At 71.7% G+C, this 26,067-nt stretch carries 25 protein-coding genes; 18 read left to right on the forward strand and 7 right to left on the reverse strand.

What is annotated here, in order from left to right:
- Positions 1–25 precede the first annotated feature (25 nt).
- From AC4BDD_RS20710 to AC4BDD_RS20720, 3 genes are all read left to right on the forward strand, one after another.
- Positions 26–478 carry a hypothetical protein gene (locus tag AC4BDD_RS20710; RefSeq protein ID WP_490686945.1) on the forward strand — a complete coding sequence of 151 codons (453 nt, stop codon included), beginning with the start codon at positions 26–28 and terminating at the stop codon, positions 476–478.
- A 186-nt stretch (positions 479–664) separates the two neighbouring features.
- The gene (locus tag AC4BDD_RS20715) at positions 665–1,024 is read left to right on the forward strand and encodes a histidine triad nucleotide-binding protein (RefSeq protein WP_490686946.1); all 360 of its coding nucleotides are present in this window, start codon (positions 665–667) and stop codon (positions 1,022–1,024) included.
- 5 nt (positions 1,025–1,029) lie between these two features.
- Entirely contained in the window at positions 1,030–1,968 is a 939-nt protein-coding gene (locus AC4BDD_RS20720) for a ribonuclease Z (protein ID WP_490686947.1), read from the forward strand.
- Here AC4BDD_RS20720 and AC4BDD_RS20725 read toward each other — a convergent pair.
- A complete protein-coding gene (locus AC4BDD_RS20725; protein ID WP_490686948.1) occupies positions 1,916–2,395 on the reverse strand; it encodes an ATP-binding protein in 480 nt (159 codons plus the stop codon). The two genes, AC4BDD_RS20720 and AC4BDD_RS20725, sit on opposite strands and share 53 nt — an antisense overlap.
- 366 nt (positions 2,396–2,761) lie before the next feature.
- Between AC4BDD_RS20725 and AC4BDD_RS20730 the strand changes: the two genes are divergently transcribed.
- From AC4BDD_RS20730 to era, 7 genes are all read left to right on the forward strand, one after another.
- Positions 2,762–3,922 carry a carbohydrate kinase family protein gene (locus AC4BDD_RS20730; RefSeq protein ID WP_490691864.1) on the forward strand — a complete coding sequence of 387 codons (1,161 nt, stop codon included), beginning with the start codon at positions 2,762–2,764 and terminating at the stop codon, positions 3,920–3,922.
- 152 nt (positions 3,923–4,074) lie between these two features.
- On the forward strand, positions 4,075–5,082 hold the full coding sequence (locus AC4BDD_RS20735; RefSeq protein ID WP_490686949.1) for a PhoH family protein: 1,008 nt from the start codon (positions 4,075–4,077) through the stop codon (positions 5,080–5,082).
- Between the two features lie 10 nt (positions 5,083–5,092).
- On the forward strand, positions 5,093–5,590 hold the full coding sequence (ybeY, locus tag AC4BDD_RS20740; protein WP_490686950.1) for an rRNA maturation RNase YbeY: 498 nt from the start codon (positions 5,093–5,095) through the stop codon (positions 5,588–5,590).
- The gene (locus tag AC4BDD_RS20745) at positions 5,587–6,879 is read left to right on the forward strand and encodes a hemolysin family protein (protein ID WP_490686951.1); all 1,293 of its coding nucleotides are present in this window, start codon (positions 5,587–5,589) and stop codon (positions 6,877–6,879) included. The genes ybeY and AC4BDD_RS20745 overlap by 4 nt, the downstream gene beginning before the upstream one ends.
- 120 nt (positions 6,880–6,999) lie before the next feature.
- Positions 7,000–7,362, forward strand: a complete 363-nt coding sequence (locus tag AC4BDD_RS20750; RefSeq protein WP_490691865.1) for a cytidine deaminase — start codon at positions 7,000–7,002, stop codon at positions 7,360–7,362.
- A 222-nt stretch (positions 7,363–7,584) separates the two neighbouring features.
- Positions 7,585–8,520, forward strand: coding sequence for an aldo/keto reductase (locus tag AC4BDD_RS20755; protein WP_490691866.1), 936 nt, complete (start codon positions 7,585–7,587; stop codon positions 8,518–8,520).
- A gap of 89 nt (positions 8,521–8,609) precedes the next feature.
- On the forward strand, positions 8,610–9,551 hold the full coding sequence (era, locus tag AC4BDD_RS20760; RefSeq protein ID WP_490686952.1) for a GTPase Era: 942 nt from the start codon (positions 8,610–8,612) through the stop codon (positions 9,549–9,551).
- Positions 9,552–9,595: 44 nt separating this feature from the next.
- On the opposite strand, the gene AC4BDD_RS20765 is transcribed toward era, so the two are convergent.
- Positions 9,596–9,865, reverse strand: coding sequence for a protealysin inhibitor emfourin (locus tag AC4BDD_RS20765; protein WP_490686953.1), 270 nt, complete (start codon positions 9,863–9,865; stop codon positions 9,596–9,598).
- Positions 9,866–9,932: 67 nt separating this feature from the next.
- Positions 9,933–10,997, reverse strand: coding sequence for a M4 family metallopeptidase (locus tag AC4BDD_RS20770; protein WP_490686954.1), 1,065 nt, complete (start codon positions 10,995–10,997; stop codon positions 9,933–9,935).
- 287 nt (positions 10,998–11,284) lie between these two features.
- Between AC4BDD_RS20770 and leuA the strand changes: the two genes are divergently transcribed.
- From leuA to AC4BDD_RS20795, 5 genes are all read left to right on the forward strand, one after another.
- Entirely contained in the window at positions 11,285–13,072 is a 1,788-nt protein-coding gene (leuA, locus tag AC4BDD_RS20775; protein WP_490686955.1) for a 2-isopropylmalate synthase, read from the forward strand.
- A gap of 231 nt (positions 13,073–13,303) precedes the next feature.
- Positions 13,304–14,014 (forward strand): TerB family tellurite resistance protein, encoded by a 711-nt coding sequence (locus AC4BDD_RS20780; protein WP_490691867.1) that lies wholly within the window; start codon positions 13,304–13,306, stop codon positions 14,012–14,014.
- Between the two features lie 159 nt (positions 14,015–14,173).
- Positions 14,174–16,270, forward strand: a complete 2,097-nt coding sequence (locus AC4BDD_RS20785) for an MMPL family transporter (RefSeq protein WP_490686956.1) — start codon at positions 14,174–14,176, stop codon at positions 16,268–16,270.
- Between the two features lie 53 nt (positions 16,271–16,323).
- Positions 16,324–17,868, forward strand: a complete 1,545-nt coding sequence (locus tag AC4BDD_RS20790) for a sensor histidine kinase (RefSeq protein ID WP_490686957.1) — start codon at positions 16,324–16,326, stop codon at positions 17,866–17,868.
- Complete coding sequence (locus AC4BDD_RS20795; protein ID WP_490686958.1) at positions 17,865–18,605, forward strand: response regulator; 741 nt, start codon at positions 17,865–17,867, stop codon at positions 18,603–18,605. Before AC4BDD_RS20790 ends, AC4BDD_RS20795 begins: the two co-directional genes overlap by 4 nt.
- Here the strand turns inward: AC4BDD_RS20795 and AC4BDD_RS20800 are convergent.
- Together AC4BDD_RS20800 and AC4BDD_RS20805 are read right to left on the reverse strand one after the other, a co-directional pair.
- Complete coding sequence (locus tag AC4BDD_RS20800; protein WP_490686959.1) at positions 18,550–18,918, reverse strand: hypothetical protein; 369 nt, start codon at positions 18,916–18,918, stop codon at positions 18,550–18,552. The two genes, AC4BDD_RS20795 and AC4BDD_RS20800, sit on opposite strands and share 56 nt — an antisense overlap.
- A 96-nt stretch (positions 18,919–19,014) precedes the next feature.
- Complete coding sequence (locus AC4BDD_RS20805) at positions 19,015–20,094, reverse strand: glycoside hydrolase family 18 protein (protein ID WP_490686960.1); 1,080 nt, start codon at positions 20,092–20,094, stop codon at positions 19,015–19,017.
- Positions 20,095–20,293: 199 nt separating this feature from the next.
- Here AC4BDD_RS20805 and AC4BDD_RS20810 point away from each other — a divergent pair, with 199 nt between their 5' ends.
- The gene (locus AC4BDD_RS20810; protein ID WP_490686961.1) at positions 20,294–23,308 is read left to right on the forward strand and encodes an NACHT domain-containing protein; all 3,015 of its coding nucleotides are present in this window, start codon (positions 20,294–20,296) and stop codon (positions 23,306–23,308) included.
- A gap of 18 nt (positions 23,309–23,326) precedes the next feature.
- Here the strand turns inward: AC4BDD_RS20810 and AC4BDD_RS20815 are convergent, their stop codons facing one another.
- Together AC4BDD_RS20815 and AC4BDD_RS20820 are read right to left on the reverse strand one after the other, a co-directional pair.
- Complete coding sequence (locus tag AC4BDD_RS20815) at positions 23,327–24,283, reverse strand: SDR family NAD(P)-dependent oxidoreductase (protein WP_490686962.1); 957 nt, start codon at positions 24,281–24,283, stop codon at positions 23,327–23,329.
- A gap of 43 nt (positions 24,284–24,326) precedes the next feature.
- A complete protein-coding gene (locus tag AC4BDD_RS20820) occupies positions 24,327–24,839 on the reverse strand; it encodes an ATP-binding protein (protein ID WP_490686963.1) in 513 nt (170 codons plus the stop codon).
- Between the two features lie 92 nt (positions 24,840–24,931).
- Between AC4BDD_RS20820 and AC4BDD_RS20825 the strand changes: the two genes are divergently transcribed.
- Both AC4BDD_RS20825 and AC4BDD_RS20830 read left to right on the forward strand, forming a co-directional pair.
- Positions 24,932–25,783 (forward strand): helix-turn-helix domain-containing protein, encoded by an 852-nt coding sequence (locus AC4BDD_RS20825; protein WP_490686964.1) that lies wholly within the window; start codon positions 24,932–24,934, stop codon positions 25,781–25,783.
- An 11-nt stretch (positions 25,784–25,794) separates the two neighbouring features.
- On the forward strand, positions 25,795–26,064 hold the full coding sequence (locus AC4BDD_RS20830) for a DUF397 domain-containing protein (RefSeq protein WP_490686965.1): 270 nt from the start codon (positions 25,795–25,797) through the stop codon (positions 26,062–26,064).
- Positions 26,065–26,067: the final 3 nt, after the last annotated feature.

Here is a 26,067-nt window from a genome sequence, read left to right on the forward strand (position 1 = left end):
CTGTCGCGGTGAGAGTCTGTCCCCTATGGGGGTATTGAGCCATGTGAAGCGCGGCGCGATGCTGCCGGCGGTCGCCCTGGTCGGGATCACGCTCGCCGGCACCACGGGCTGCGATCCGGACGAGGATCGCGGACTCACGCCGATCGGCGCGGCCTTCACCACGGACAAGGTCGCCACCAAGGCCCTGGAGCGCGGCGGCATCAAGGTGCGCTGGATGTCCTGCACCGGTGACGCCAAGGGCAAGCACGTCGCCGGGTCCTCGCACCCGCCGCTGCGCGAAGTGGACGTGGACTGCCAGGGCAGGGCCGAGAAGGGCGATGCCGACATCACGGTCGACGGCGTGGTGACGTATGTGCGCAAGGGCAAGTGCGTCAAGGGCGATCTGACCGCGAAGGTGGCCGACCGCAGGGTCTTCCGCGCCAAGGTGATCGGCGAGTGCGGCGGCTCGGGCGGCTCCACCGGTCGCGGCTCCTCCTGACGGACACCGGCGCACACCGGCCCGGGCGGAGCACTGGCGCACACCGGCCGGGCGGCGCCGCTGCCCAGCGCGGCCCCGGTGCCCAGCGCGGCCCCTGCGGAGCGGGAGGTACGACGGCGGGCGCGGGCCGCCCGGTAGCATCCCCGGCGTACGCATCCGTAACTGCCGCGACATCAAGGAGCCCCGGTGGCGGGAGAACCGCAGGCGGACTGCCTGTTCTGCAAGATCGTGAAGGGGGAGGTCCCGGCCGACGTGGTCCGGGAGACCGAGACCACCCTCGCCTTCCGCGACATAAACCCGCAGGCGCCCACCCACGTCCTGGTGATCCCCAAGGTTCACCACCCGGACGCCGCCTCGCTGGCGGCGGCCGAGCCGGGCATCGCGGCGGACGTGCTGCGCGAGGCCGGTGAGGTGGCCAAGGCGGACAAGGTCGACGGCACCGGATTCCGCATCGTGTTCAACACCGGCACCGGCGCGGGCCAGACGGTCTTCCACGCGCACGCCCACGTCCTGGGCGGGCGCGGTCTGAACTGGCCCCCCGGATAAGCACCTTGTCCGCACGAGAACTGGTCGTCCTGGGCACCGCCAGCCAGGTCCCGACCCGGCACCGCAACCACAACGGCTATCTGCTGCGCTGGGACGGCCAGGGCATCCTCTTCGACCCGGGCGAGGGCACCCAGCGCCAGATGCTGCGGGCCAAGGTCGCCGCGCACGACATCCACCGGATCTGCGTCACGCACTTCCACGGTGATCACTCACTGGGCCTGGCCGGTGTCATCCAGCGCATCAACCTCGACCGGGTGCCGCACCCGGTCGTCGCCCACTACCCGGCGAGCGGGCAGCGCTTCTTCGACCGGCTGCGGTACGCCACCGCATACCGGGAGACGGCCCGGATCACCGAGGAGCCGGTGGCGGCGAGCGGCGTGCTGGCCCGGACGCCGGGCTTCTCGCTGGAGGCGCGGAAGCTCTCGCACCCCGTCGAGTCCTTCGGCTACCGGTTGGTGGAGCCGGACGGCCGCCGGATGCTCCCCGACCGGCTGGCCGAACACGGCATCGCCGGCCCCGAGATCGGCCGGCTCCAGCGCACCGGCTCGGTGGTCATCGACGGGCGTACGGTCACCCTGGACGAGGTCAGCGAGGAGCGGCCCGGGCAACGCTTCGCGTTCGTGATGGACACCCGGATGTGCGACGCGGTGCACGCGCTCGCCGACGGCTGCGACCTGCTGGTCATCGAGTCGACCTTCCTCGACGAGGACGAGGCGCTCGCCGTCGAGCACGGCCACCTGACGGCCGGCCAGGCGGCCTCGGTGGCGCGCGACGCGGGGGTGCGCCACCTGCTGCTGACGCACTTCTCGCAGCGCTACGACGACCCGGACGACTTCGAACGCCAGGCGCGCGCGGCGGGCTTCGAGGGCGAACTCACCGTCGCCCGGGACCTCATGCGGGTGGCCGTCCCCAAGCGTCTGCCGGTACCTCCTCCTCGCGGCTGACCAGGAAGGAGACCACCTTCCCGGTCGGCACCGGCCTGGAGACCAGCTCCGTCACCATGGCCTGGAGCAGGAACAGCCCGCGGCCGGTCTCTGCGTCCCAGGCCACCTCGGCCGGCACGGCCATCCGCGGGCTGGCGTCCTCCACCATCACCAGCACGCCCTCGTCCCGCTCGGCCAGGGTCAGGGTGCACTTCGCGCCGTGCCCGACGTGCTTGTGGACGTTGGTCAGCAGCTCGCTGATGCCCTGGGCGACGATCTGCCGCACGCGTTTGCCGTGACCCCACTGGCGCAGCCGCTCGTTCGCCTCCCGGCGCACATGCTGGATCTCCTCCGGGTGCGCGGTCACCTCGGTCACGCTGGTCCTCGCCCGGACCTCCTCCGGGGGAACCCGCTGCCCGGAAGCGCAGGGGACGCTGAGATCTGCCATGGGAACCCTTCGCCAGGACCCCGTGCGGAGGGCATCTGATCATGCCGTGTGCACGCAGTGTTCGGGGGATCACAGGGTGGCCCGCAAGGCCGGTGGGGCGCAAGCGTGTTGAGGACACAGCCAGGCGTGTCACCCGCCACACCCCCCGGAACCCGCCACCACGGGGGAGCCGGCCCGGTCCCGCCCCGGCGCGCTCTCGGTGGCTCCTCCCGGCTCCCCCGCTTCCCCTGGCTCTTTGTGGCTCTTCACGGCTCTTCGTGGTGCGGACGGGCCGGGTGGTGGACGATTGAACACGAGCACGGAACGACCGGGGAGCGCACGGTGACGACACACGACGGTGATCAGCCCGCCATCGCGGACCCGCTCATGGATCAGCTCCCGGACCAGCTCCTGGACCCGCTGGCAGCCCTGCGCCGCCCCGGTGACCCGCCCTGGGACGTCCACCTCAGCGGCACGGTCTTCCTGGACATCATCTTCACCGGCCTGGACTCCGCGCCGGTGCGCGGCACCGAGTCCTGGGCCCGCGGCATGGGTTCCAGCCCGGGCGGGGTAGCCAACATGGCCACCGCGCTCGCCCGGCTGGGGCTGCGTACCTCGCTGGCCGCAGCCTTCGGCGACGACGTCTACGGCGACTACTGCTGGGATGCGCTGGAGCGCGGCGAGGGCATCGACCTGTCGCAGTCCCGCACCATCCCCGGCTGGCACTCCCCGGTCACCGTCTCCATGGCGTACGAGGGCGAGCGCACGATGGTCTCGCACGGCCACGAGGCGCCGCTGCCCCTGGGGGCCCCGCCCGGACGGAGTCCAGCGGACAATCCGGCGGTGGGCGACCCGGCGGTCCCGGCCACAGCGGAGGCCAGGGCAGCCATCGCCCTGCTGGTGCCCGGCTGCCGCGAGGAGTGGATCGCGCACGCCGCCCGCGCGGGCTGCCGGATCTTCGCCGACGTCGGCTGGGACGACAGCGGCCGCTGGGACCCGGCCGACCTCGCCGACCTGGAGCACTGCGAGGCCTTCCTCCCCAACGCCACCGAGGCCATGCGCTACACCCGCACCGACTGCCCGCGGGCCGCCGCCCGGGCGCTGGCCGAGAAGGTGCCGCTGGCCGTCGTCACCCTGGGCGCGGAGGGCGCGTACGCGGTGGACGGCCGCACCGGGGAGACCGCCGAGGTGCCCGCGATCGCGGTGGAGGCGCTGGACCCCACCGGCGCCGGGGACGTCTTCGTGGCGGGCTTCGTCACCGGCACCCTCGCCGAGTGGCCGCTCGCCGACAGGCTTGCCTTCGCCGGGCTCACCGCCGCCCTGTCGGTGCAGGAGTTCGGCGGCTCGCTGTCCGCGCCCGGCTGGGCCGAGGTGGCCGCCTGGTGGCAGCACATGAAGTCCTACGCCGGGACGCCCGGGGACACCGCGGCCGGCCAGGACCCCTCGGCGCTGCGCCGCTACGACTTCCTGGACCGGATCGTCCCGGTGGCCCCCCGGCCCTGGCCGCTGCGCCGGGCCGTCCCCACCATCGGCTTCCGGCAGGGCTGAGCACCGACGAGCGGGGCTGAGCACTGCCCGGCAGGCTGAGCACCAAAAAAGCACTCGGGTGTGTCGGTGCACCGTCGTACCCTTGAATCCCGAGGTTTTCGAGCCGCGAGAACCCCGCACGAGGAGGTATGTGCAGGCCCGAGAGCCGGCCCATGACGCAGACACCCACAGGACGGCAGGCGCACGCCCAGTTCACGGTCCCGAGCAAGCACCCGATGGTCACGGTCCTTGGTTCCGGAGACTCGCTGCTGCGCGTCATCGAGACGGCCTTCCCGTCGACCGACATCCACGTACGCGGCAATGAGGTCAGTGCCACCGGGGACGCACGGGAAGTCGCCCTGATCCAGCGCCTCTTCGACGAGATGATGCTGGTGCTCCGTACCGGTCAGCCGATGACGGAGGACGCGGTGGAGCGCTCCATCGCCATGCTGCGCGCGGCGGAGAACGGCGAGCTCGGAGCCCCGGAGAGCCCCGCCGAGGTCCTCACCCAGAACATCCTCTCCAACCGCGGCCGCACCATCCGGCCCAAGACGCTCAACCAGAAGCGGTACGTCGACGCGATCGACAAGCACACGGTCGTCTTCGGCATCGGCCCCGCGGGCACCGGCAAGACCTATCTGGCCATGGCCAAGGCGGTCCAGGCCCTGCAGTCCAAGCAGGTCAACCGGATCATCCTGACCCGGCCGGCGGTCGAGGCGGGCGAGCGGCTGGGCTTCCTGCCCGGCACGCTCTACGAGAAGATCGACCCGTATCTGCGGCCGCTGTACGACGCGCTGCACGACATGCTCGACCCCGACTCCATCCCGCGGCTGATGGCCGCCGGGACCATCGAGGTCGCGCCGCTGGCGTACATGCGCGGCCGGACGCTCAACGACGCGTTCATCATCCTGGACGAGGCGCAGAACACCAACCCCGAGCAGATGAAGATGTTCCTCACCCGGCTCGGCTTCGACTCCAAGATCGTGATCACCGGAGACATCACCCAGATCGACCTTCCGGGCGGTACCAAGAGCGGTCTGCGCCAGGTCCGGGAGATCCTGGACGGCGTCCCCGACGTCCACTTCTCCATGCTCACCAGCACCGACGTGGTCCGGCACAAGCTGGTCGGCCGTATTGTCGACGCGTACGAGCAGTACGACAGCCGCAACGGGAAGCAGTAGTCACAGCACCATGGCGATCGACGTCAACAACGAATCCGGCACCGACATCGACGAGCAGGCGATCCTGGACGTCGCCCGCTACGCCCTGGCCCGGATGCGGATCCATCCGCTCTCCGAGCTCTCGGTCATCGTCGTCGACGCCGACGCCATGGAGCAGCTGCACATCCAGTGGATGGATCTGCCCGGGCCGACCGATGTCATGTCCTTCCCGATGGACGAGCTGCGTCCGCCGGCCAAGGACGACGAGGAGCCCCCGCAGGGGCTCCTCGGCGACATCGTGCTCTGCCCGGAGGTCGCCAAGCGGCAGGGCGAGGAGGCGCCGACCAACCACTCCATGGACGAGGAGCTCCAGCTGCTCACCGTCCACGGCGTCCTCCACCTCCTCGGCTACGACCACGAGGAGCCGGACGAGCGGGCCGAGATGTTCGGGCTGCAGGCGGCGATCGTCGACGGCTGGCGGGCCGAGCGCGGTATCGAGGGCCCGTCCCCGGCGCCCACCACCCGATGACCGGGCAGCTGATCGCGGCGGCCGTCCTGCTGGTGGTCGTCGCCTGGCTGGCCTCCTGCGCCGAGGCCGGCCTGGCCCGCACCACCCGTTTCCGTGCCGAGGAGTCCGTCCGCTCCGGGCGGCGCGGCAGCGCCAAGCTGATGGCGGTCGCCGAGGACCCCACCCGCTACCTCAACGTCGCACTGCTGGTGCGGGTGGCCTGCGAGGTGGCGGCCGGCGCCGTCGTCACCTACGCCTGCGTCCGCGCCTTCGACGAGACCTGGGAGGCGCTGGCCATCGCCATCGGGGTGATGGTCCTGGTCAGCTATGTCGCCGTCGGTGTCTCGCCGCGCACCATCGGCGCCCAGCACCCGCTGAACACCGCGACCGCCGCCGCGTACGTGCTGCTGCCGCTGGCCCGGATCATGGGCCCGATCCCGCAGCTGCTGATCCTCCTGGGCAACGCCCTCACCCCCGGCAAGGGCTTCCGCAAGGGCCCCTTCGCCTCCGAGGCGGAGCTGCGCGCGCTGGTCGACCTCGCCGAGAAGGAATCGCTCATCGAGGACGAGGAGCGCCGCATGGTGCACTCCGTCTTCGAGCTGGGCGACACCCTGGTGCGCGAGGTGATGGTGCCGCGCACCGACCTGGTCGTCATCGAGCGCTACAAGACCATCCGGCAGGCCCTCACCCTGGCGCTGCGCTCCGGCTTCTCGCGGATCCCGGTGACCGGCGAGAACGAGGACGACATCGTCGGCGTGGTCTACCTCAAGGACCTGGTCCGCAAGACCCACATCAACCGGGACGCGGAGGCGGAGCTGGTCTCCACCGCGATGCGCCCGGCGACCTTCGTCCCCGACACCAAGAACGCCGGTGACCTGCTCCGCGAGATGCAGCAGGAGCGCAACCACGTCGCGGTCGTCATCGACGAGTACGGCGGCACGGCCGGCATCGTCACCATCGAGGACATCCTGGAGGAGATCGTCGGCGAGATCACCGACGAGTACGACCGGGAGCTGCCGCCGGTGGAGGAGCTGGGCGAGGACCGCTACCGCGTCACCGCACGGCTGGACGTCGGCGACCTCGGCGAGCTGTACGGGCTGGCGCTGGACGACGAGGACGTGGAGACCGTCGGCGGACTGCTGGCCAAGTTCCTGGGCCGGGTCCCGATCGCCGGCGCGACGGCGGAGATCCCGCTCCCGGAGGACGGGCCGCAGCCGGAGCTGACGGCGCTGCGGCTCACCGCGGAGTCGCCGGCGGGGCGGCGGAACCGGATCGTGACGGTGCTGGTGGAGCCCGTGCGGTCCGAGTGACCCGCTATCGCTTCGTCTTCTCGGGGCTCCGCCCCGAACCCCGCTCCTCAAACTCCCCCAGCTACCGCTGGGAGGTGCCCCCAGGAGGGGCTTGAATTCGGCGGACCGCAGCGGCCGCATATCCTCAGCCCCATGAGCGAAGCAGCCCCGCTGGACCCCGAAGACAGCAAGATCATCACGCTCGCCCGTTCCGCGCGCGCCCGCAACGGCGTGCCGGAGGGCGCGGCCGTCCGTGACGAGACGGGCCGTACCTACGTCGCCGGCACCGTCGCCCTCGACTCGCTCCAGCTGAGCGCCCTGCGCACTGCCGTCGCCATGGCGGTGGCCAGCGGTGCCACCTCGCTGGAGGCCGCCGCCGTGGTCAGCACGGCCGGCGCCCTCGCGGAGGAGGACCGCGCCGCCGTGCGCGACCTGGGCGGCTCCGGCACTCCGGTGCTGCTGGCCGGCCCGGACGGCGCGCTGCGCGCCACCGAATCCGCCTGACGGGCCAGCTGCCCGCCAAGGCGCCCCGGCCGGCGAGACGACCCGTCCATCGATCGGACGGATTTCCGAAAACCGGGACGGGTGCCCGGTTCGGGCGGCAGGCTGATGATCAGCCGGGTGATCACCCGGCTGATCATCAGCCACGAGGAGCCACCCACCGTGACCGCGCTTCCCACCCGCACCCTGGGCGACCTGACCACCTCCGCGATCGGCTTCGGCGCGATGGTGCTGTCACCCGGCGTCTACGGGGAGATCGACGACGACCGCGCCCTGACCGCCCTGCGCTCGGCCCTCGACGAGGGCGCCACCCTGATCGACACCTCCGACGGCTACGGCGAGGACGGCCACAACGAGCGCGTCATCGGCGAGGCCGTGCGCGGCCGCCGCGAGCAGGCCGTCATCGCCACCAAGTTCGGCTTCCGCCTGCCCGAAGGCGTCGAGGGCCACCCCTTCCCCGTCAACTACTCCTTCGAGGAGCTGGCGGTGAACGCCGAACCGCGCCACATCCGCGGTTACGCCGAGACCTCGCTGCGCACCCTGGGCACCGACTACATCGACCTGTACTACCCGCACTTCCCGGACCCGGTCGTCCCCATCGAGGAGACCGCCGGCGCCGTCGCCGATCTGATCAAGGACGGACTCGTCCGCCACCTGGGCCTGTCCAACGTCACCGCCGACCAGCTGCGCCGGGCGCACGCGGTGCACCCGGTGGCCGCCGTGCAGGCCCAGTGGTCGATGTGGACCCCGGTCGACCCCGAGCTGCACGCGGCCGCCCGCGAGCTGGGCGTGGGCGTCGTCGCCTGGTCGCCGCTGGGCAGCGGCTTCCTCACCGGCACCGTCCGGCGCGTCTCGGAGGACGACTTCCGCCGCTTCATCCCCGGCTTCCAGGACGGCAACCTCCAGGCCAACAACGACCGTTTCGCGCCGCTGCGCACCATCGCCGCCGAGCTGGAGCTCACCCCCGGTCAGCTGGCGCTGGCCTGGCTGCTCCGCCAGGACGAGCACGTCGTCCCCATCCCCGGCAGCCGCACCCCGGCGCACATCGCGGAGAACCTCGCGGCGGCCCGCGCCGAGCTGAGCGCCGAGACCCTGGTCCGCATCGACCAGGCGCTGGCCGGTTTCGCCCCCGAGGGCGGCTCCCGGCTCCTCAAGGACTGACCCGGGCCGGCGGGCCGGCCCGCCGCCGCGGGGTGTCCGCCGAGGCGCGCGGGCGGGACCATGGGGAAGCATCGGGGAGAATGGACGCCATGACAGCTCCTGCCTCCACCCCCCAGGGCCCGCACCGCGCGGGCTTCGCGTGCTTCGTCGGCCGCCCCAACGCGGGCAAGTCGACCCTGACCAACGCCCTGGTGGGGACGAAGGTGGCGATCACGTCCAACCGCCCGCAGACCACCCGGCACACCGTGCGCGGCATCGTGCACCGGCCGGACGCCCAGCTCGTGCTGGTCGACACCCCGGGCCTGCACAAGCCGCGCACCCTGCTGGGCGAGCGCCTCAACGACGTCGTGCGGACCACCTGGGCCGAGGTCGACGTGATCGGCTTCTGCCTGCCCGCCGACCAGAAGCTCGGCCCCGGTGACCGCTACATCGCCACCGAGCTGGCCGGGATCAAGAAGACCCCGAAGGTCGCCATCGTCACCAAGACGGACCTGGTCGACTCCAAGCAGCTCGCCGAGCAGCTGATCGCCATCGACCGGCTCGGCAAGGAGCTGGGCATCGAGTGGGCGGAGATCGTCCCCGTCTCGGCGGTGGGGGACAAGCAGGTCGGGCTGCTCGCGGACCTGCTGATCCCGCTGCTGCCGGACAGCCCGCCGCTCTACCCCGAGGGCGACCTCACCGACGAGCCGGAGCAGGTCATGGTCGCCGAGCTGATCCGCGAGGCGGCGCTGGAGGGCGTCCGCGACGAGCTGCCGCACTCCATCGCGGTGGTGGTGGAGGAGATGCTGCCGCGCGAGGACCGCCCCGCCGACCGCCCGCTGCTGGACATCCACGCCAATGTCTACATCGAGCGGCCCAGCCAGAAGGGGATCATCATCGGCCCCAAGGGCAAGCGGCTGAAGGAGGTCGGGACCAAGTCGCGCAAGCACATCGAGGCGCTGCTGGGCACCCCGGTCTTCCTGGACCTGCACGTCAAGGTCGCCAAGGACTGGCAGCGCGACCCCAAGCAACTCCGCAAGCTGGGCTTCTGATTTTTTGTCCTGGGGTCTGGGGCGAAGCCCCAGGAAAAAAATAATTACGCGCCCTCTTTGAGCACCATCCGCACAAGCTCCCGCTGCGCATCGCTCAAACGCGGGTCCGCACAGTGCGCCGTGCGGCTGCCGTCCACCGTGATCTCGTACCGGAAGCCGTCCGGGACGCCGCGCGGGGACGCGCCCTGGTCGGTCTCCAGGGCCTGGTGGGCCAGGGCTTCGACGTGACGGGCGTCGGGCCGGCCCTCGGTGTCCAGCTCGGCCCGCCGCTCGATGCCGGCGAAGCCGCCGGAGCGGATCACGGTGATGCGCATGGCTCCATCCTTACCCGCTCCGGCGGTGTACGCACATGCCGACGGTGTGCGCACATCGCCTCACGCCTCACGCGTTCGTCGGTACCCCGACCCCGGCCCAGGCGTCCGCGACCGCCTTGTGCTCGTCGCCGTCGCCGTAGCGCGCGTGCGCGGCGGCGACGGTCAGCTGCGCGAAGTCGGTGAACTGGGCGTCCGAGGCCAGATCACCGCCGGTCAGCACGTCGTACCAGATCTGGCCGGCCCGCTCCCAGGCGTTGCCGCCCAGCTCGGCGGCGGCGAGGTAGAAGGCGCGGTTGGGGATGCCGGAATTGATGTGCACCCCGCCGTTGTCCTGGCCGGTGTCGACGTAGTCGTCCATGTGGCCGGGCTGCGGGTCCTTGCCCAGCACGTCGTCGTCGTACGCGGTGCCCGGGTCCTTCATCGACCGCAGCGCCACGCCGTGGTCGACCGCGGGGCCCAGCAGCCCGGCGCCGATCAGCCAGTCGGCCTGCTCGGCGGTGTGGCCCAGCGCCCGCTGCTTGATCAGCGAGCCGAAGACGTCCGAGAGGGACTCGTTGAGCGCGCCGGACTGGCCGAAGTACTCCAGGTTGGCGGTGTACTGGGTGACGCCGTGGGTCAGCTCGTGGCCGATGACGTCGACCGGGATGGTGAAGTCCAGGAAGACCTCCCCGTCGCCGTCGCCGAAGACCATCCGCTCGCCGTCCCAGAAGGCGTTGTTGTACTTCTCGCCGTAGTGGACCGTGGCGTCCAGCGGGAGGCCGGCGTCGTCGATGGAGCGGCGCCCGTACGCCTTGAGATAGAGCTCGAAGGTGGCACCCAGCCCCGCGTGGGCGCGGTTGACCGTGGCGTCCTGGGAGGGGCCGTCACCCTCTTCGTGCACCATGCGGCCCGGCAGCCGCTCGTCGCCCGCCGCGTCGTAGATGGTGCGCCGGGGCTTGTCCGAGGTGGCGGGGCCCGCCGGCGTGGCGATGCCGCGCACGGTGGTGATGCGGCGGCGGGTGCGGTGCGCGGCGTCGCGCTCCAGGGTGCGGCGGGCCGGCTCGTGCAGCCTCGGGTCGTCGGAGCGGGACAGCTTGTCGAGGACATGGGGCGGGATGATGGTGCAGAAGACCGGGTTCTGGGTGGCATCCATACGAGGAAATGTGGCATCCGGTCACCGCGCTGTCACTGCCCGCGCTCGCTATTGATTAAATCGAGTGGTAGGTCACCATTCGGCCGTAACCGCGGCGACGTCCCGCATACTGAAACGACCCGACCACCCCTCGGCGCTGTCGGTTATGGTTCTGCACATCATGCGTTATGGGCTGCTTCTCCTTAGCTGCCGCGGCGAGGGCCTGTAGTCGAGGCCGACCCCCTCCCCGCGGAGTCCGGTGTTGCCCACCGTCGGCCGTCGAAGATCTTCGACAGGAGCCACAGCGCATGACCTCGATCTCTGACAACCCCGTCCCGTCCGTCGGCCGGCCCACGCCGATCACGGCCGCGACCGTCGCCCAGCGGCCTTCGGGGATGCCGATCCACAAGTACGGCCGGTACGAGGCCGTCGACATCCCCGACCGCACCTGGCCGAACAACCGCATCACCGTCGCCCCCCGCTGGCTCTCCACCGATCTGCGCGACGGCAACCAGGCGCTGATCGACCCGATGTCCCCGGCCCGCAAGCGCGAGATGTTCGACCTGCTGGTGCGCATGGGCTACAAGGAGATCGAGGTCGGTTTCCCCTCCTCGGGCCAGACCGACTTCGACTTCGTACGGTCGATCATCGAAGAGGACGCGATCCCCGAGGACGTGACCATCTCCGTGCTGACCCAGGCGCGCGAGGAGCTGATCGAGCGAACCGTCGAATCGCTGCGCGGCGCGCACCGGGCCACCGTCCACCTGTACAACGCCACCGCCCCGGTCTTCCGCCGGGTGGTCTTCCGCGGCAGCCGTGAGCAGGTCAGGCAGATCGCGGTGGACGGCACCCGGCTGGTGGTGGAGTACGCCGACAAGATCCTGGGCGACGAGACCATCTTCGGCTACCAGTACAGCCCGGAGATCTTCACCGACACCGAGCTGGACTTCGCGCTGGAGGTCTGCGAGGGCGTGATGGACGTCTGGCAGCCCGAGGCGGGCCGCGAGATCATCCTCAACCTGCCCGCCACCGTGGAGCGCTCCACGCCGTCCACGCACGCCGACCGCTTCGAGTGGATGTCGCGCAACCTGTCCCGGCGCGAGTTCATCTGCCTGTCGGTCCACCCGCACAACGACCGGGGCACCGCCGTCGCCGCCGCCGAGCTGGCCATCATGGCGGGCGCCGACCGGATCGAGGGCTGCCTGTTCGGGCAGGGCGAGCGCACCGGCAACGTCGACCTGGTCACCCTGGGCATGAACCTGTTCAGCCAGGGCGTGGACCCGCAGATCGACTTCTCCCAGATCGACGAGATCCGCCGCACCGCCGAGTACTGCAACCAGATGGAGGTCCACCCGCGCCACCCGTACGCGGGCGACCTGGTCTACACCGCCTTCTCCGGCTCCCACCAGGACGCCATCAAGAAGGGCTTCGAGGCCATGGAGGCCTCGGCGAAGGAGCAGGGCAAGACGGTCGACGAGATCGAGTGGGCCGTGCCCTACCTGCCCATCGACCCCAAGGACGTGGGCCGCTCCTACGAGGCCGTGATCCGGGTCAACTCGCAGTCCGGCAAGGGCGGTATCGCCTATGTCCTGAAGAACGACCACAAGCTGGACCTGCCGCGCCGGATGCAGATCGAGTTCTCCAAGACGATTCAGGCCAAGACCGACGCCGAGGGCGGCGAGGTCACCCCGGCCCAGATCTGGGAGATCTTCCAGGACGAGTACCTGCCGAACCCGGGCGACGCCGCGGCCCGATGGGGCCGCATCCAGCTGCGGACCGGTCAGACCACCACCGACAAGGACGGCACGGACACCCTGACCGTGGACGCGGTCGTGGACGGCGTCGAGACCTCGCTGTCCGGCACCGGCAACGGCCCGATCTCCGCCTTCTTCGACGCCCTGGCCGCGATCGGGGTCGACGCCCGGCTGCTGGACTACCAGGAGCACACGATGAGCGAGGGAGCCAGCGCCCAGGCCGCCTCGTACATCGAGTGCGTCATCGACGGAAAGGTGCTGTGGGGCATCGGCATCGACGCCAATACCACGCGCGCCTCGCTCAAGGCGGTCGTGTCGGCGGTCAACCGGGCGGCCCGCTGATCCCCCTCACCCGTACGGGGCCTCATTCGCCGCGCCCGGCGCGTGAGGCCCCGGTATTGGCCTGTTGTCTCCGCTCGGCGGCCGTACGGGGTACTGACGCCACATCATCGCTGTGGCTAACATCACGTCCACGCGGCGACTTGCCGTGGGGGCGCCCCCGGCGCCCGTAGGGCTACGGGGGAGTGATGGAGGTGCCAGGTGACGCACGCACCAAGCCGACGTGTCCGGGATGTGTGTGTCGTGGGTGTCCGCACCCTGTGGAAGACCGTCGACGACGGTGAGTTCTACTGCACCGCGTGCGGCGGCGACCGCAACTACCGCCGCCGGACGGGCCATCGCCGCATCGTGGTGCTGGGCGTCCCCCTGCTGCCCCGCGGCCAGGTCGCCCCGGTCATCGAGTGCACCGCCTGCCGCGGCCGCTTCGGCACCGAGGCCCTCGACCACCCCACCACGACCCGCTTCTCCGCGATGCTCCGGGACGCCGTGCACACCGTCGCGCTGGCCGTCCTCGCCGCGGGCGGCACCGAGGCCCGCCCGGTGCGGCAGGCCGCGGTCGGCGCGGTGCGCGCCGCCGGATACGCCGACTGCGACGAGGAGCAGCTGCTGACCCTGATCGAGGCGCTCGCCGCGGACACCGGGCGGCTGCCCGGCGCGGCCCCGGAGCAGCGGCGCGGCACGGTCCGGTCCAGGGACGGCCACGGCTGGGAGATGGCGGCCGGCACCTCGCTGGCGATAGAGCTGCACGAGGCGCTGGAGCCGCTGGCCCCGCATCTGGCCCCCGCCGGACGGGAGAACATCCTGCTCCAGGGCGCCCGGATCGCGGTCGCGGACGGCCCGTACCGGCCCGCGGAGCGCGCGGTTCTGGAGACGGTCGGCCGGGCGCTGATGATCTGCCCCGACGACACCGCCCGGCTGCTGGCCACCACCCGTACGCCGTCCTGAGCCGCCCGGTTACTCCCCCGGGAGTAACCGGGCGCGCCGACCGCCCGGCGCAGTAACCGGGATTTCCGCCGCCCGCGCGACGATCCGCGCCCGCGGCGCCGGAAGCCTGGTGGCATGCAGACACCAGCCGAAACCCAAGCCGGCCCGCCCGCACCGCGCATGGGACGCGGGCGCGTCGTGACCTGGGCAGTGACCGCCCTGTGGATCCTGCTGCTCGCCGTCGCGGGGCCCTTCGCGGGCAAGCTCGCCGATGTCCAGCGGGACCGCGCGGTCGACTACCTCCCGGCGAACGCCGATTCCACCCAGGTGGCGAAGATCCAGGACGAGCTGCCGGGCGGCGAGACCACCGAGCTGGTCATCGTCTACCACCGCGACAGCGGGCTGACGGCGGCCGACCGGACCACCGCCGAGCGGCAGATCGCGAAGATCGCCGGAGCCCGTGAACTCACCGGCGGCCGGACCCCCGAGGGCGTGGAGTCCAAGGACCGGACCACCGTGATGTTCCCGCTCTCCAGCAGTGAACCGGGCCATGACGACGAGGCCCGCAAGGACTTCGTCCACGACATCCGCGACCTCGCGACGGGCGAGCGCGGGCTGGAGGTCGAGGTCGGAGGCCCCGGAGCGCTGACCGTCGACGCCAAGGAGGTCTACACCTCGCTCGACGGCCCGCTGCTGTACACCACCGTGGCCGTGGTCGCCGTCCTGCTGATCCTGATCTACCGCAGCCCGCTGCTGTGGCTGGTGCCGCTGCTGGTCGCGGGCATCGCCAACGCCCTGGCCATGGCCGTGACCTACGGGCTCAACCGCGGCTTCGACGTCACCGTCTCCGGCCAGAGCTCCGGCGTGATGACGATCCTGGTCTTCGGCGCCGGCACCGACTACGCGCTGCTGCTCGTCGCCCGCTACCGGGAGGAACTGCGCCGCATCCAGCGCCCGTACGACGCGATGACGGCCGCGCTGCGCGGCTGCGGCCCCGCCATCCTGGCCTCCTCCGGCACCGTCGCCGCCGGACTGCTGTGCCTGCTCGCCGCCGACCTCAACAGCAGCCGGGGCATGGGGCCGATCGCCGCGGTCGGGGTGGTGTGCGCGCTGGCCGCCATGACCACCCTGCTCCCGGCGGTGCTGGTGCTGCTGGGCCGCCGCGTCTTCTGGCCGCTGGTCCCGGCGTACGGCAGCAAGCCCAAGGCCGGCCGGTCGCTGTTCGCGGCGATGGGCAGCTCGGCCGGCCGCCGGCCGGTCGCGGTGCTGGTGGGCGGTGCGCTGCTGCTCGGCGCCCTCGCGCTCGGCGCCTTCGGTCTGCCCGGCGCCCTCAAGCAGGAGGACAGCTTCACCGAGAAGCCGGACTCGGTGACGGCGATGAAGACCCTCGCCGACGCCTACCCGGAGCGCAGCACCCAGGCGATCACGGTGATCGCGCCCACCGACCGGGCCGATGAGGTCATGGCCCGGGCCCGGACCACCGAGGGCGTGGCCCAGGTGGAGCGCGAGCGCGCCGGCGGCGAGTGGACCGAACTGTCGGTGATCGCCCGGGACGCCCCGCAGACGGCGGGCGAGACCGCCACCATCGAGGCCCTGCGGGACCGGCTGGACGGCGAGTTCGACGCCTACGTCGGCGGACCCAGCGCCCAGCAGATGGACCTGGACGAGACCAACGCCCGGGACCGGCTGGTCGTCATCCCGCTCGTCCTCGGCTTCGTCCTGCTGATCCTCATCGCGCTGCTGCGCAGCCTGACCGGCCCGCTGCTGTTGGTCGCCGCGGTGATCGCGGTGTGGGGCGCCTCGCTGGGCATCGGCGGCCTGGTCTTCGGACCGCTCCTCGGCCTGGAGGGCACCGACCCCGGGCTGGCCCTGCTCTCCTTCGTCTTCCTGGTCGCCCTCGGCGTCGACTACGGCATCTTCCTGATGCACCGGATGCGCGAGGAGGCACTCTCCGGCGCCGCGCCGACCACCGCCGCGCTCACCGCGCTGCGCACCACCGGAGGCGTCATCGCCTCGGCGGGCCTGGTGCTGGCCGCGACCTTCGCGGTGCTGCTCTCCATGCCACTGACCCAGATGGTCGAGCTCGGGTTCGTGATCGCCGTCGGCGTGCTGCTCGACACCTTCCTGGTCCGCACCTATCTGGTGACCTCGGCGAGTGTGGCGCTGGGCCGCCGGGTGTGGTGGCCGGGGGCGCTCTCCCGCCCGCGCGCCGAGCACCCGGCGGCGCCGGTCGCGGAGCCCACCGAGGACCGGCCCGATCCGGCTCCGGTCGCCTGACCGTAACGGGGAGCCCGAGGACGGACCAGAACGCGCGAGGGGATGATGGGGCGGTGTCCGAACAGCAGCAGCGGCTCGCCGCCCAACGGTGCGCACCGCCCCATCTCCCGGCGTCTGCCCTGCCCTTGACCGCGAACCCGACGGACAAGCTGTCGGGGAAGTCGACAGCCAAGCTGACGGAGGAACACGGGATGGTGCTGCGCCTGCTGCACGGCCGCCGGCACGGCGCCGCACGCCCCTTCGCCGCCGATCTGGCGCTCGCCGTGTTCGTCCTCGCCGTGCAGACCACCGTGGTCCTCCTGGTCAGCGGTACCGGCGGAGACCGGCCCGACCTCCTCGGCTGGGCGCTGCTCACCGGCGCGGTGCTGCCGCTGCCCTGGCGGCGGCGCGCCCCGCTGCTCACCCTGCTCGCGGTGTTCGCGTTCGTACTGCCGTACCACGCGATCGGTTACCTGCACCTGGCCGGGATCTTCGCCGCCCTGCTCGCCCTCTACACGCTGGCGGCCGCCGGTCCGCCGCTGCGCACCGTGCTGGTCGTCGCCTCCGTCTTCGTCACCGTCGCGGTGCTGATGCTGCTGACCCCGGAGCACGATTCGAGCACCGACAGCGACATGCTGCGCAGCCTGGGCTGGGTGGTGGCGGTCCCGGTGTGCGGCGAGATGATCCGCATCCACCGCCGGTACATCGCCGCGGTCGTCGAGCGCGCCGAACGGGCCGAGCGGACCCGGGAGGAGGAGGCCGCCCGCCGGGTCACAGAGGAGCGGCTGCGCATCGCCCGTGACCTGCACGATCTGCTGGCGCACAGCATCACCCTGATCGGCGTGCAGACGTCGGTGGCCGCGCACGTGCTGATCGCCGACCCGGAGAAGCTCGACCGCGACGCCATCGCCACCGCGCTCGACGGCATCGCCGACACCTGCCGGGACGCCCGCGTCGAACTCCGGACCACGCTGCGGGTGCTGCGCGGAGGGGACGGCTCCGCCGACGGTGCCCCAGACCCGCTGCCCAACCTCGACGGGTTGCCCGACCTGGTCAGGATCGCCCGGTCCGCCGGTGCCGAGGTCGACCTGGCCGTACGACTCGACCCGGCCGGGACGCTCCCCGGGCCCGGCCCCGGCGCTCACACCGGCCCGGCCCCCGGCGCACCCCCGCTCGCTCCACCCGTCACCGCCACCGCACCCGCCCCCGCACCGGTCGCCGTGCCCGCCGCGATCGGTGCCGCCGCCTACCGCATCGTCCAGGAATCCCTGACCAACGCCGTCCGGCACGCCGGTCCGCGAGTGCGGATCCGCGTGGCGGTGCGGATCGAGCGGACCAGGGCCTTCCGGGCGCTGCGGGTCACCGTCACCGACACCGGCCCGGAGACGCTCACGGGTGGCGAAGTGGCCACCACACCCGCGCGGTCCACGCCGCCCACCCTGCCGCCGCACCCCGAACCCGAGGCCCCCTCCGCCGGCGGCTTCGGCATCGTGGGCATGCGGGAACGCGCCCGCACCGTCGGTGGCACTCTGGAGACCGTCGCCCACCCGCAGGGCGGCTTCACCGTCACCGCGGTGCTCCCGCTGGACGGCCGCGCCCCCCAGGAGGAGTCCCGATGACCACCCCGCACCCCGAGTCCCCCTCCCCGATACGGGTGTTGCTCGCCGACGACCAGACGCTGGTCCGTGCCGCCTTCGCGATGCTCGTCGAGTCGGCCCGGGACATGACGGTCGTCGGCCAGGCCGGCACCGGGCGGGAGGCCGTGCTCCAGGCCCGCACCGAGCGGCCCGACCTGATCGTGATGGACATCCGGATGCCCGACCTGGACGGCATCGAGGCCACCCGGCGGATCGCCGCCGACCCGGACCTCGCCGACGTCAGGGTCCTGGTACTCACCACCTACGACACCGACGAGCACATCGTGGAGGCGCTGCGCGCAGGGGCCTCCGGCTTCCTGGTCAAGGACACCCGCCCGGCCGACCTGCTGGACGGCATCCGCACCGTGGCGGCCGGTGAGGCCCTGCTCTCCCCGGGCCCGACCGCCCGCCTCATCTCCCGCGTGCTGCGCCAGCCCACCGCCCCGCCCCTGGCCGCCGTCACCGCCGGCGAGTTGGCCGCGCTCTCCGAGCGCGAGCGGCAGGTCCTCGCCCTCGTCGGGCGCGGCCTGAACAACAGCGAGATCGGCGAGGCGCTGAGCCTGAGCCCGCTGACCGCGAAGACCCACGTCAGCCGCATCATGGGCAAACTGGCCGCCCGCGACCGCGCCCAACTGGTCATCGCCGCCTACGAGTCGGGCCTGGTCACCCCGGCGTCGACGGCAGGGACACCGACGGCAGGCCGACCACCTCTGTCGTGAGCCTCCAGCGCCCGTTCTCGCAGACGTACCCCACGGACTCCTCCCAGCCCGGAGAGCGACGGCCCGCGTCCTCCTCGCAGGGCGCGCCCGCGACCGGCAGGTCCAACGAGGGGAAGACGGTCACCGGCGGCAGGGTCCCGTGGAAGGTGAAGCGGGAGCTGGGAATGACAACCGTGCTCCCGGTGACGGTCGGCCCGGCGACCGTGGTGGCCGGACCGCTGATCACCGTGCGCTGGTCGGAGGTGCCCGACGCGCCGTCGCTACTGCACCCCGCGAGCGCCAGCGCGGCGACCCCGCTCGCGGCCACGGCCACCGCCGCACCGGGGCCTATCAGGCGCCCGAAACGAGCATGATGATCAGGACGGCTGGAACGTCCAGGACGTCTGTGACTGTCGGTCATGCGCGGACCCTACAGCCGCCCCCACCCCTCCCGGTACGCGGCCCAATCGCCCTCGGTCGCCGCGAAGTCGACATACAGCGCCACGCCGAACCGCCGCCGCTCCCGGTCCTCGCGTCCCAGCCCCAGCCGCACGCCGCGGACCGCTGCCCGTACCGTCTCGGCGGACTCGTGGTGGCCGGCGTCGTCCGTGTGGAAGGCGGGCAACCCCATCAGCAGGTCCGTCTCCCGCGGCGCCGCCTCCAGGGCCAGCGCTGTCTGGTGGGCGACGTAGCCGCCGTACAGGCTCTCCCAGGGCATCCCCGTGTCGTACGACATCACCGCGATCTGGTCGACCCGGCGGGCGACCTGGCCGAAGTACTCCTGGGACCAGTATCGCGGCCGGCCGGTGAAGAACCCCTCGACGGCATGCTGCGCGGGCAGCGGGTCGATCTTGTGGGCGGCCACGGAGAGCTGCGCACCGGCGGACCGGGTCCTCTTCCGCACGTCGTCCAGCAAGGACAGATAGTCGCGGTCACCGGTGTGCAGCGGCTCCAGATCGAAGTGCACGCCCTCGAAACCCGCGTCCAGCACCTGCTGGGCCGACGCGGCGACCTGCCGCCGGACCCGCACATCGGACAGCTCCATGCCCTCCGGCCCCTCGGTGGCAAGCACGTCCCCCAGCCACGCCTGCACCCGTACGCCGGGCAACTCCCGGTGCACGGCGCCGATCAGCCAGTCGCTGCCGCGGTAGACGACGGCGGGTAGCGTCCCGTCGTGTTCCAGCGGCCCGGCGTGCACATACAGATCCCGCACACCGGTGCCGCGTATCCGCCGTGCCAGCGCGGCCAGTTCCCGCTCGCCCTTCCGCCCGTCCACCCAGGCGTGCCCGAGCCACACGGCGTCCTTGCCCCGGGTCTGGGTGCCGGGCTCGAGGTCTCCGGCGTACAGCAGCCGCAGCGCGATCCCGGCGGTGATCACCGGCACCAGCAGACTCAGGGCGAGGGCGAGGGCGATGCGCTTGGGCCATCTCAGCCGCGGACTCCGCCAGCGCCGCCCGACCGCCCTACGGGCCTTCCCCAGCTGATGCGTGAGCGCGTGAAAGTCGACCATGCGGTTCAGCATCGGCCATCGTCCCAGGCTTCGCACCGGCGTTGCGAAGTCCGCCGACTCTCCCTGGCCGACCGCCTGTTCCGGACTTCGCCGGCCACGACTGACCGGGGGCTGCCCCTGATCGCCCGACTTCCTGACCGCCCGTCGCCCGCTGCGCTATAACAGGACGCCACACCAGCGAATCGGGGGAGCGTCGGCTGTGGCGGGTGGCAAGGGCGGGGGCTCGGAGTTACTGTCCCGGATCGGCCTGGCGGCGGCCAGTGTGCTGCCGCCCGCGCTGCTGGGCGCGAGATTCTGGTCCTCGATCCGGCAACACCCCGTCGGCGCACTGCTGTTGTTCCTCGGCTACGCCGGGCTGCTCGCCGTCGTCGCCTTCCTGGTCAAGGTGTACGCGAACGTCTCCGACCGCTGGGTGGGCCGGGCCGCCGACGCGGTCGACGGCGGGCTGCGCCGCCGGATCTCCCGCTTCGAGCGGGAGTACCGCGGGTTCGTCCTCAGCCACCACCGCTTCATCGATCTCAAGGGCCTCGCCACCCGGGGCGACTTCACCCCGCGGCTGGAGGAGGTGTTCATCGACGTCAGCCTGGTGCCGAAGCCGACGCACGAGGTGTCCCGCGAATCCCTGGCCGGTGCGCTGCCCGCCGGGACGGCGCCGGTACGCCAGTCCATCCGGGACTTCCTCGGGAAGCCGGCGGGCACCGCGCTCGCGGTGATCGGCGCCCCGGGCACCGGCAAGACCACCATGCTCAAGCACCTGGCGCTGGGCCTGGCCCGCGAGCGCGGCCGGCGGGGCCGCCGGGACCTGCCGGTGCTGCTCCTGCTGCGCGACCACACCGACGCGATCTCCGCCAACCCGGCGATCACCCTGCCCGAGATCATCACTGCCTCCCTGCGCCGCTTCCCGGCCGTCCAGCCGCCCGGCTGGTTCGACCAACGGCTCCGCGAGGGACGCTGCGTGGTGCTGCTGGACGGCCTGGACGAGGTGGCCCGGGAGGAGGACCGGCGCCGGGTCTCCGCTTGGGTGGAGAGCCAGATCGACAGCTACGAGGCGAACGACTTCATCCTCACCTCCCGCCCGCACGGCTATCACTCCGCCCCGGTCAACCGCGCCCGCGTGCTCCAGGTCCGCCGCTTCACCGGCGAGCAGATCTCCCGCTTCGTCCAGGGCTGGTACCGCGCGATCGAGCGGCTGTCCACCGGCGAGGACGACGCGGCTGTCACCGAGCGGGCCGAGGAGGGGGCGCAGGACCTCCTCGAACGCCTCCGCGCCCGCCCGGTCCTGTACGACCTGGCGGCCAACCCGCTGCTCCTCACCATGATCGCCAACGTCCACCGCTACCGGGGCGCCCTGCCGGGCAGCCGCGCCGAGCTGTACGGCGAGATCTGCGAGGTGCTGCTGTGGCGCCGCAGGGAGGCGCAGGGAGCCCCCACCGCGCCGGAGGAGCTGGCCGGGACGAAGAAGGAGATCGTGGTCCGGGAGCTGGCGTACGTGATGATGGCCGACCGCAAGCGGGACATCGAGGCCGCCCGGGCGGAGGAGATCCTGCGGCCGATCCTGCTCCGGGTCGCGGCCACCGTCCCGGTGGAGGATTTCCTCGCCTCCATCGTCGCCAGCGGACTCCTCGTCGAGCGGGAGCGCGGCCTCTTCGCCTTCGCCCACCTGACCCTCCAGGAGCATCTGGCCGCCCGGCACATCAGCCACCGTGGCCTGGTCCAGGTCCTCGCGGACGCGGTGGACGACGACTGGTGGCGCGAGACCACCCTGCTCTACGCCGCCCGCACCGACCCCGCCCCCGTCGTCGACGCCTGCCTGGACTCCGGCTCCATCACCGCCCTCGCCCTCGCCTTCGACTGCGAGGAGGAGGCCGCCGAACTCGACCCGGACACCGCCCGGCGGCTCCGCGACTCGCGCACCGACATGCAGCGTGAAGGCGTGGCGTCCCCCCGCTACCGGCTGCTGACGGCGGTCATGGTGACCCGGGTCCTGCGGGACACCGTCCCGCTGGGGGAGGACACGGTGGTCTGCGCCCGACCGGTACCCCGCAGCCTCTTCCAGTTCTTCGGGGTGGACCGTCGTCTGGGCCTCGGCCCCCAACTGTCCGCGGACAGACCGGAGGGGACCGCCCTCGGTATGACCGGGCGGCAGGCGACGACCTTCGTCGCCTGGGTGAACGAACTCCTCCCCGACGGCTCCGGCTACCGGCTGCCCACCCTGGCGGAGGTCGAGGACCCGGGCTTCCGGCTGGTCGCCCACGCGGGCCGCTATCCGGTCTGGTGCGCTCCACGCGAGAGCAACCCCGCCGGCCCTCCTCGCCTGTGGGTGCCGCGGGGGATGCGGAATCCGTGGTCGCCTGTCGGGGTCAGGCCGACATCGATGAGCTGGCTCGGCCACGGCCGTCAGGACGAAGTCGCCCTGGCCATCGGCCAGCTGGCCCTCGGCAGCGCCCTGGTCCTGTCGGAGGGCCCGATGGTCGTAAGGAGCGCACCACGTCGCACGTCCTACCGGTCCTTCCTCGAAGTGCTGCGCGAGTTCGCCGAAAGCGCCTCCTCACCTGGCGATGTCATCAGCGCCCTGCCCCGGCTGTGCATCCCGGAGGTCGGCAATTTCGGCATCGGCGAATTCGGTCTCGGTGACTTCCTCTCAGGCCGTGTCGAGTCCTACCTTGACGCCTACGATCTCCTGCGCACCGCCGACCGCCTGCCGGACGCCTTCCTCGCCCCGGGCAGGAGCGGTGTCCGCATCGCCGCTTGGACCACCGCGCTCCTGCTCCACCTCCGGTGCGACATGGAGCGGGAAGCCGAGCCGATCGTGTCGTTCGCCGACTATGTGAAGCCGGTCCTTTGGGCCCCTGTCCCGGGGAGTCCGTACATCGCGCGGCTGGACGCGATCACCGACCCCGCCCGCATCAGCCGACGACAGCACGGCGCCTTCCTCGCCAGCCCCGGCATGCTGCTTCCGATCGTGGAGCGACTCTCCGAAGCCGTCGATTCCTCGGTCAGGGCCCTCGCCGAGCAGCCCGGCGCCGTGGCCCCCAGTGACCTGCCCTGTCTCCGGCTGGCGGCCCTCACCCTCTCCGCCGTGGCGGCCAGGCTGCCGGTCCATTCCAGGCTGTCCGACGACTACCTCGCCCTCGCCACCGCCCTCCTGGTCCACGAACAGCGCGCCGACGGCACCCTCACCCCCAACGAGACCCTGGTTCTGGTCCGGGCCTGAGCACGGGGCCCGGGCGGGTCATTCCACCCCGGTCAGTTCGCTGGAGAGGTCCCAGAGCCGGGCCGCGTCGGCCGGGTCGGTGGCCCAGGGCTTGACGCCGCCGATCAGCATGTCGTCGGTGGTGGCGGGCTCGGCGATGTCGCAGTCCTGGCAGTACGCGCCGCCGTGGCCCTCCAGCAGGGGAGAGGTCGCCGCCCACACGGCCGTCGCCGCGCCCTGCGCCGGGGACTTGAAGCCGGTCGCGGGCTCGCCGTCGGCGTTCATCCAGCCCAGCGCGATCTGCTCGTCGCGGGGGATGTGCCGCTGCAAGGGGGTGAGGATGCTGCCCGGGTGGACGGCGAAGGCGCGCGGCCCCTGGTCGGCGCCGAGGGTGTCCAGGTGCCGGGCGAAGAGGGCGTTGGCGGTCTTCGACTGCGCGTACGCCAGCCAGCGGTCATAGCCGGTGCGGAAGTGGAGGTCGTCCCAGCGGATGCCGGAGAGGAAGTGGCCGGAGGACGCCACGGACACCACGCGCGAACCGCGCGCCATGGCCGGGCGCAGCCGGGCCACGAGGGCGAAGTGGCCGAGGTGGTTGATCGCGAAGTGCGCCTCCCAGCCCGGTCCGACGCGGGTCTCCGGGCAGGCCATGATGCCGGCGTTGTTGATGACGATGTCGAGGGTGCGGCCGGTCTCCAGGAAGCGGTCGCAGAAGTCGCGGACGCTGTCGAGGTCGGCCAGGTCGAGGGTGCCCACCTCCGCCCTGGTTATGCCGTGCAGGGCCTGCCGCGCCTGGTCCGGCCTGCGCGCGGGGACGATGACCCGCGCCCCCGCCCGGGCCAGTGCCCGGGTGGCTTCCAGCCCGAGCCCGGAGTAGCCCCCGGTGATCAGCGCCGTCCGGCCTGTCAGATCGATCCCGGCCAGAACGTCATCGGCCGTGCTCCGCGCGTCGAATCCGGAGCCGAGCTTGCGTGGGGTGTGCTGATGCTGTGTGGTCATGAGCGTGACGCTAGGAGCTGGAGTGCGCTCCAGGGCAAGCGCATCAGAGGCTCGGCCGTACGGCCCCCGGCGCGCGCACCTCGAACCAGACCTGCTTGCGGTTGGGGTCCTGGTTGCCGGGGTTGCTGACGCCCCAGGCGTGCGCGAGTTGGTCCATGAGGAGGAGTCCCCGCCCGCCCTCGCCCTCCGGGTCCATCGGCCGTGGGTGCAACGGACGTTCCTTCGGCTCGTTGTCCTTCACGGCGATCCAGGCGGCGCCGTTCTGCACGAAGACGTCGATGTGGATCATGCGGGTACTGGTGGCGTGGCGGTGGACGTTGGTCACGGCCTCTGACACGAGCAACCGTGCGGTGTCAACGAGGGTTTGCTCTCCTTTGGCCCGGAGCAGGGCCGCGATAGCGTCGCGGCACACGCGGGGGCTTGAGGGGTCATTGGGGGCGCTGAGTCGGTAGAGCGGAGCGGTGTTCCTGGTCAAGGACATGGCGATCTCTCCCAACGCGTGGGGTAGTTGGTGCACTGCGCTGTGCGATGACGACGATAGCGGGGTCGGGTGCATGGCTGCATCCGGTTCACCTGAATTGATGCGTCATGTGTTGGGCTCTCGGTAGGGTCGCCGCAACATGGAGTGAGCGAGAGAGGGAGATGTAGATGCCGCAGCGGCCAGCTCCAACTGCTCGACAACGGCGGCTCGGTGCGGAGCTGCGCAAGATGCGTGAGCGCGCCGGGATGAGCGCAGCGCGGGCGGGCCAGGAACTTGGCGCTGAGGGCGCTCGGATCAGCAATATGGAGTCCGGCCGTCTGGGCGTCAGCGCTGAACGCGTTCGCATGCTGGCCGACATCTACTCCTGTGGTGATCACGCATACGTCGATGCTCTCGCAGCGATGGCGACGGAGCGAGTACGGGGGTGGTGGGAGGAGTATCGCGGGAAGGTCACCACTGGGGCACTGGACTTGGCCGAGCTTGAGAACCATGCGCTGGCGCTGCGGAATGTGCAGATCATGTACTTCCCCGGGCTGCTCCAGACTGAGGCGTACGCGAAGGCGGTGTTCGCTGGTGCCGAGCCTTCCCCTACGCCTGCCCAACTGCGGACTCGGCTGTCCTTCCGGCTTCGGCGTCGCGATGTGCTGGACCGGGCCAATCCGCCGCAGTGCACCTTCCTCATCCACGAGACGGCACTGCGGATGCAGTTCGGCGGCCCGGAGGTGTCCCGGGGGCAGCTGGAGCATGTCCTGGAGGAGTCCCAGCGGGAGAACGTGACCGTTCGGGTCATCCCCTTCTCCGCAGGTGGCTTTCCGAACGCTGGGAACTCCACGCTGTACTTCCACGGCCCGGTCCCGCAGCTGGATACGGTGCAACTGGACGTCACAGACGGTTCGGCGTTCCTCGACGCGGAGGTGCGGCTCGCCAACTTCCGAAGAGTCCTGGAACGGATCGAGGAAAGATCCCTCAACCCGAACGACAGCCGCGATTTCCTTCACGCCATCGCACAACAACTCTGAAGGCAGGGGAGATGTCGAACATACGCTGGCGCAAGTCGTCGTACTCCGGAGATGCCGAGAACGCCTGCGTCGAGCTGGGCCGCACCTGGCAGAAGTCCTCCTACTCGGGAGACGGCGAGGACAACCACTGCGTCGAGCTTGCCCACGGCAACGACACGGTCCTCCTCCGGGAGAGCGACGACCCGGAACGGGTCATCGCCACCCGGCCCGCGCAGCTTGGCGCGTTCCTGCGGCGGGCCAAAGCCGGCGGATTCGATCACCTGTCCCGTACGCCACAATGACTT

Source organism: Streptomyces sp. JLBT605 (assembly GCF_058215555.1).

Excerpts from the sequence above, each read along its gene's own strand:
- AC4BDD_RS20710 (WP_490686945.1), top strand. The coding sequence starts at position 26 with ATGGGGGTATTGAGCCATGTGAAGCGCGGCGCGATGCTGCCGGCGGTC.
- AC4BDD_RS20725 (WP_490686948.1), bottom strand. The coding sequence starts at position 2,395 with ATGGCAGATCTCAGCGTCCCCTGCGCTTCCGGGCAGCGGGTTCCCCCG.
- AC4BDD_RS20730 (WP_490691864.1), top strand. The coding sequence starts at position 2,762 with ATGGATCAGCTCCCGGACCAGCTCCTGGACCCGCTGGCAGCCCTGCGC.
- AC4BDD_RS20735 (WP_490686949.1), top strand. The coding sequence starts at position 4,075 with ATGACGCAGACACCCACAGGACGGCAGGCGCACGCCCAGTTCACGGTC.
- ybeY (WP_490686950.1), top strand. The coding sequence starts at position 5,093 with ATGGCGATCGACGTCAACAACGAATCCGGCACCGACATCGACGAGCAG.
- AC4BDD_RS20745 (WP_490686951.1), top strand. The coding sequence starts at position 5,587 with ATGACCGGGCAGCTGATCGCGGCGGCCGTCCTGCTGGTGGTCGTCGCC.
- AC4BDD_RS20755 (WP_490691866.1), top strand. The coding sequence starts at position 7,585 with ATGGTGCTGTCACCCGGCGTCTACGGGGAGATCGACGACGACCGCGCC.
- era (WP_490686952.1), top strand. The coding sequence starts at position 8,610 with ATGACAGCTCCTGCCTCCACCCCCCAGGGCCCGCACCGCGCGGGCTTC.
- AC4BDD_RS20765 (WP_490686953.1), bottom strand. The coding sequence starts at position 9,865 with ATGCGCATCACCGTGATCCGCTCCGGCGGCTTCGCCGGCATCGAGCGG.
- AC4BDD_RS20770 (WP_490686954.1), bottom strand. The coding sequence starts at position 10,997 with ATGGATGCCACCCAGAACCCGGTCTTCTGCACCATCATCCCGCCCCAT.
- leuA (WP_490686955.1), top strand. The coding sequence starts at position 11,285 with ATGACCTCGATCTCTGACAACCCCGTCCCGTCCGTCGGCCGGCCCACG.
- AC4BDD_RS20785 (WP_490686956.1), top strand. The coding sequence starts at position 14,174 with ATGGGACGCGGGCGCGTCGTGACCTGGGCAGTGACCGCCCTGTGGATC.
- AC4BDD_RS20795 (WP_490686958.1), top strand. The coding sequence starts at position 17,865 with ATGACCACCCCGCACCCCGAGTCCCCCTCCCCGATACGGGTGTTGCTC.
- AC4BDD_RS20805 (WP_490686960.1), bottom strand. The coding sequence starts at position 20,094 with ATGGTCGACTTTCACGCGCTCACGCATCAGCTGGGGAAGGCCCGTAGG.
- AC4BDD_RS20815 (WP_490686962.1), bottom strand. The coding sequence starts at position 24,283 with ATGACCACACAGCATCAGCACACCCCACGCAAGCTCGGCTCCGGATTC.
- AC4BDD_RS20820 (WP_490686963.1), bottom strand. The coding sequence starts at position 24,839 with ATGCACCCGACCCCGCTATCGTCGTCATCGCACAGCGCAGTGCACCAA.
- AC4BDD_RS20825 (WP_490686964.1), top strand. The coding sequence starts at position 24,932 with ATGCCGCAGCGGCCAGCTCCAACTGCTCGACAACGGCGGCTCGGTGCG.
- AC4BDD_RS20830 (WP_490686965.1), top strand. The coding sequence starts at position 25,795 with ATGTCGAACATACGCTGGCGCAAGTCGTCGTACTCCGGAGATGCCGAG.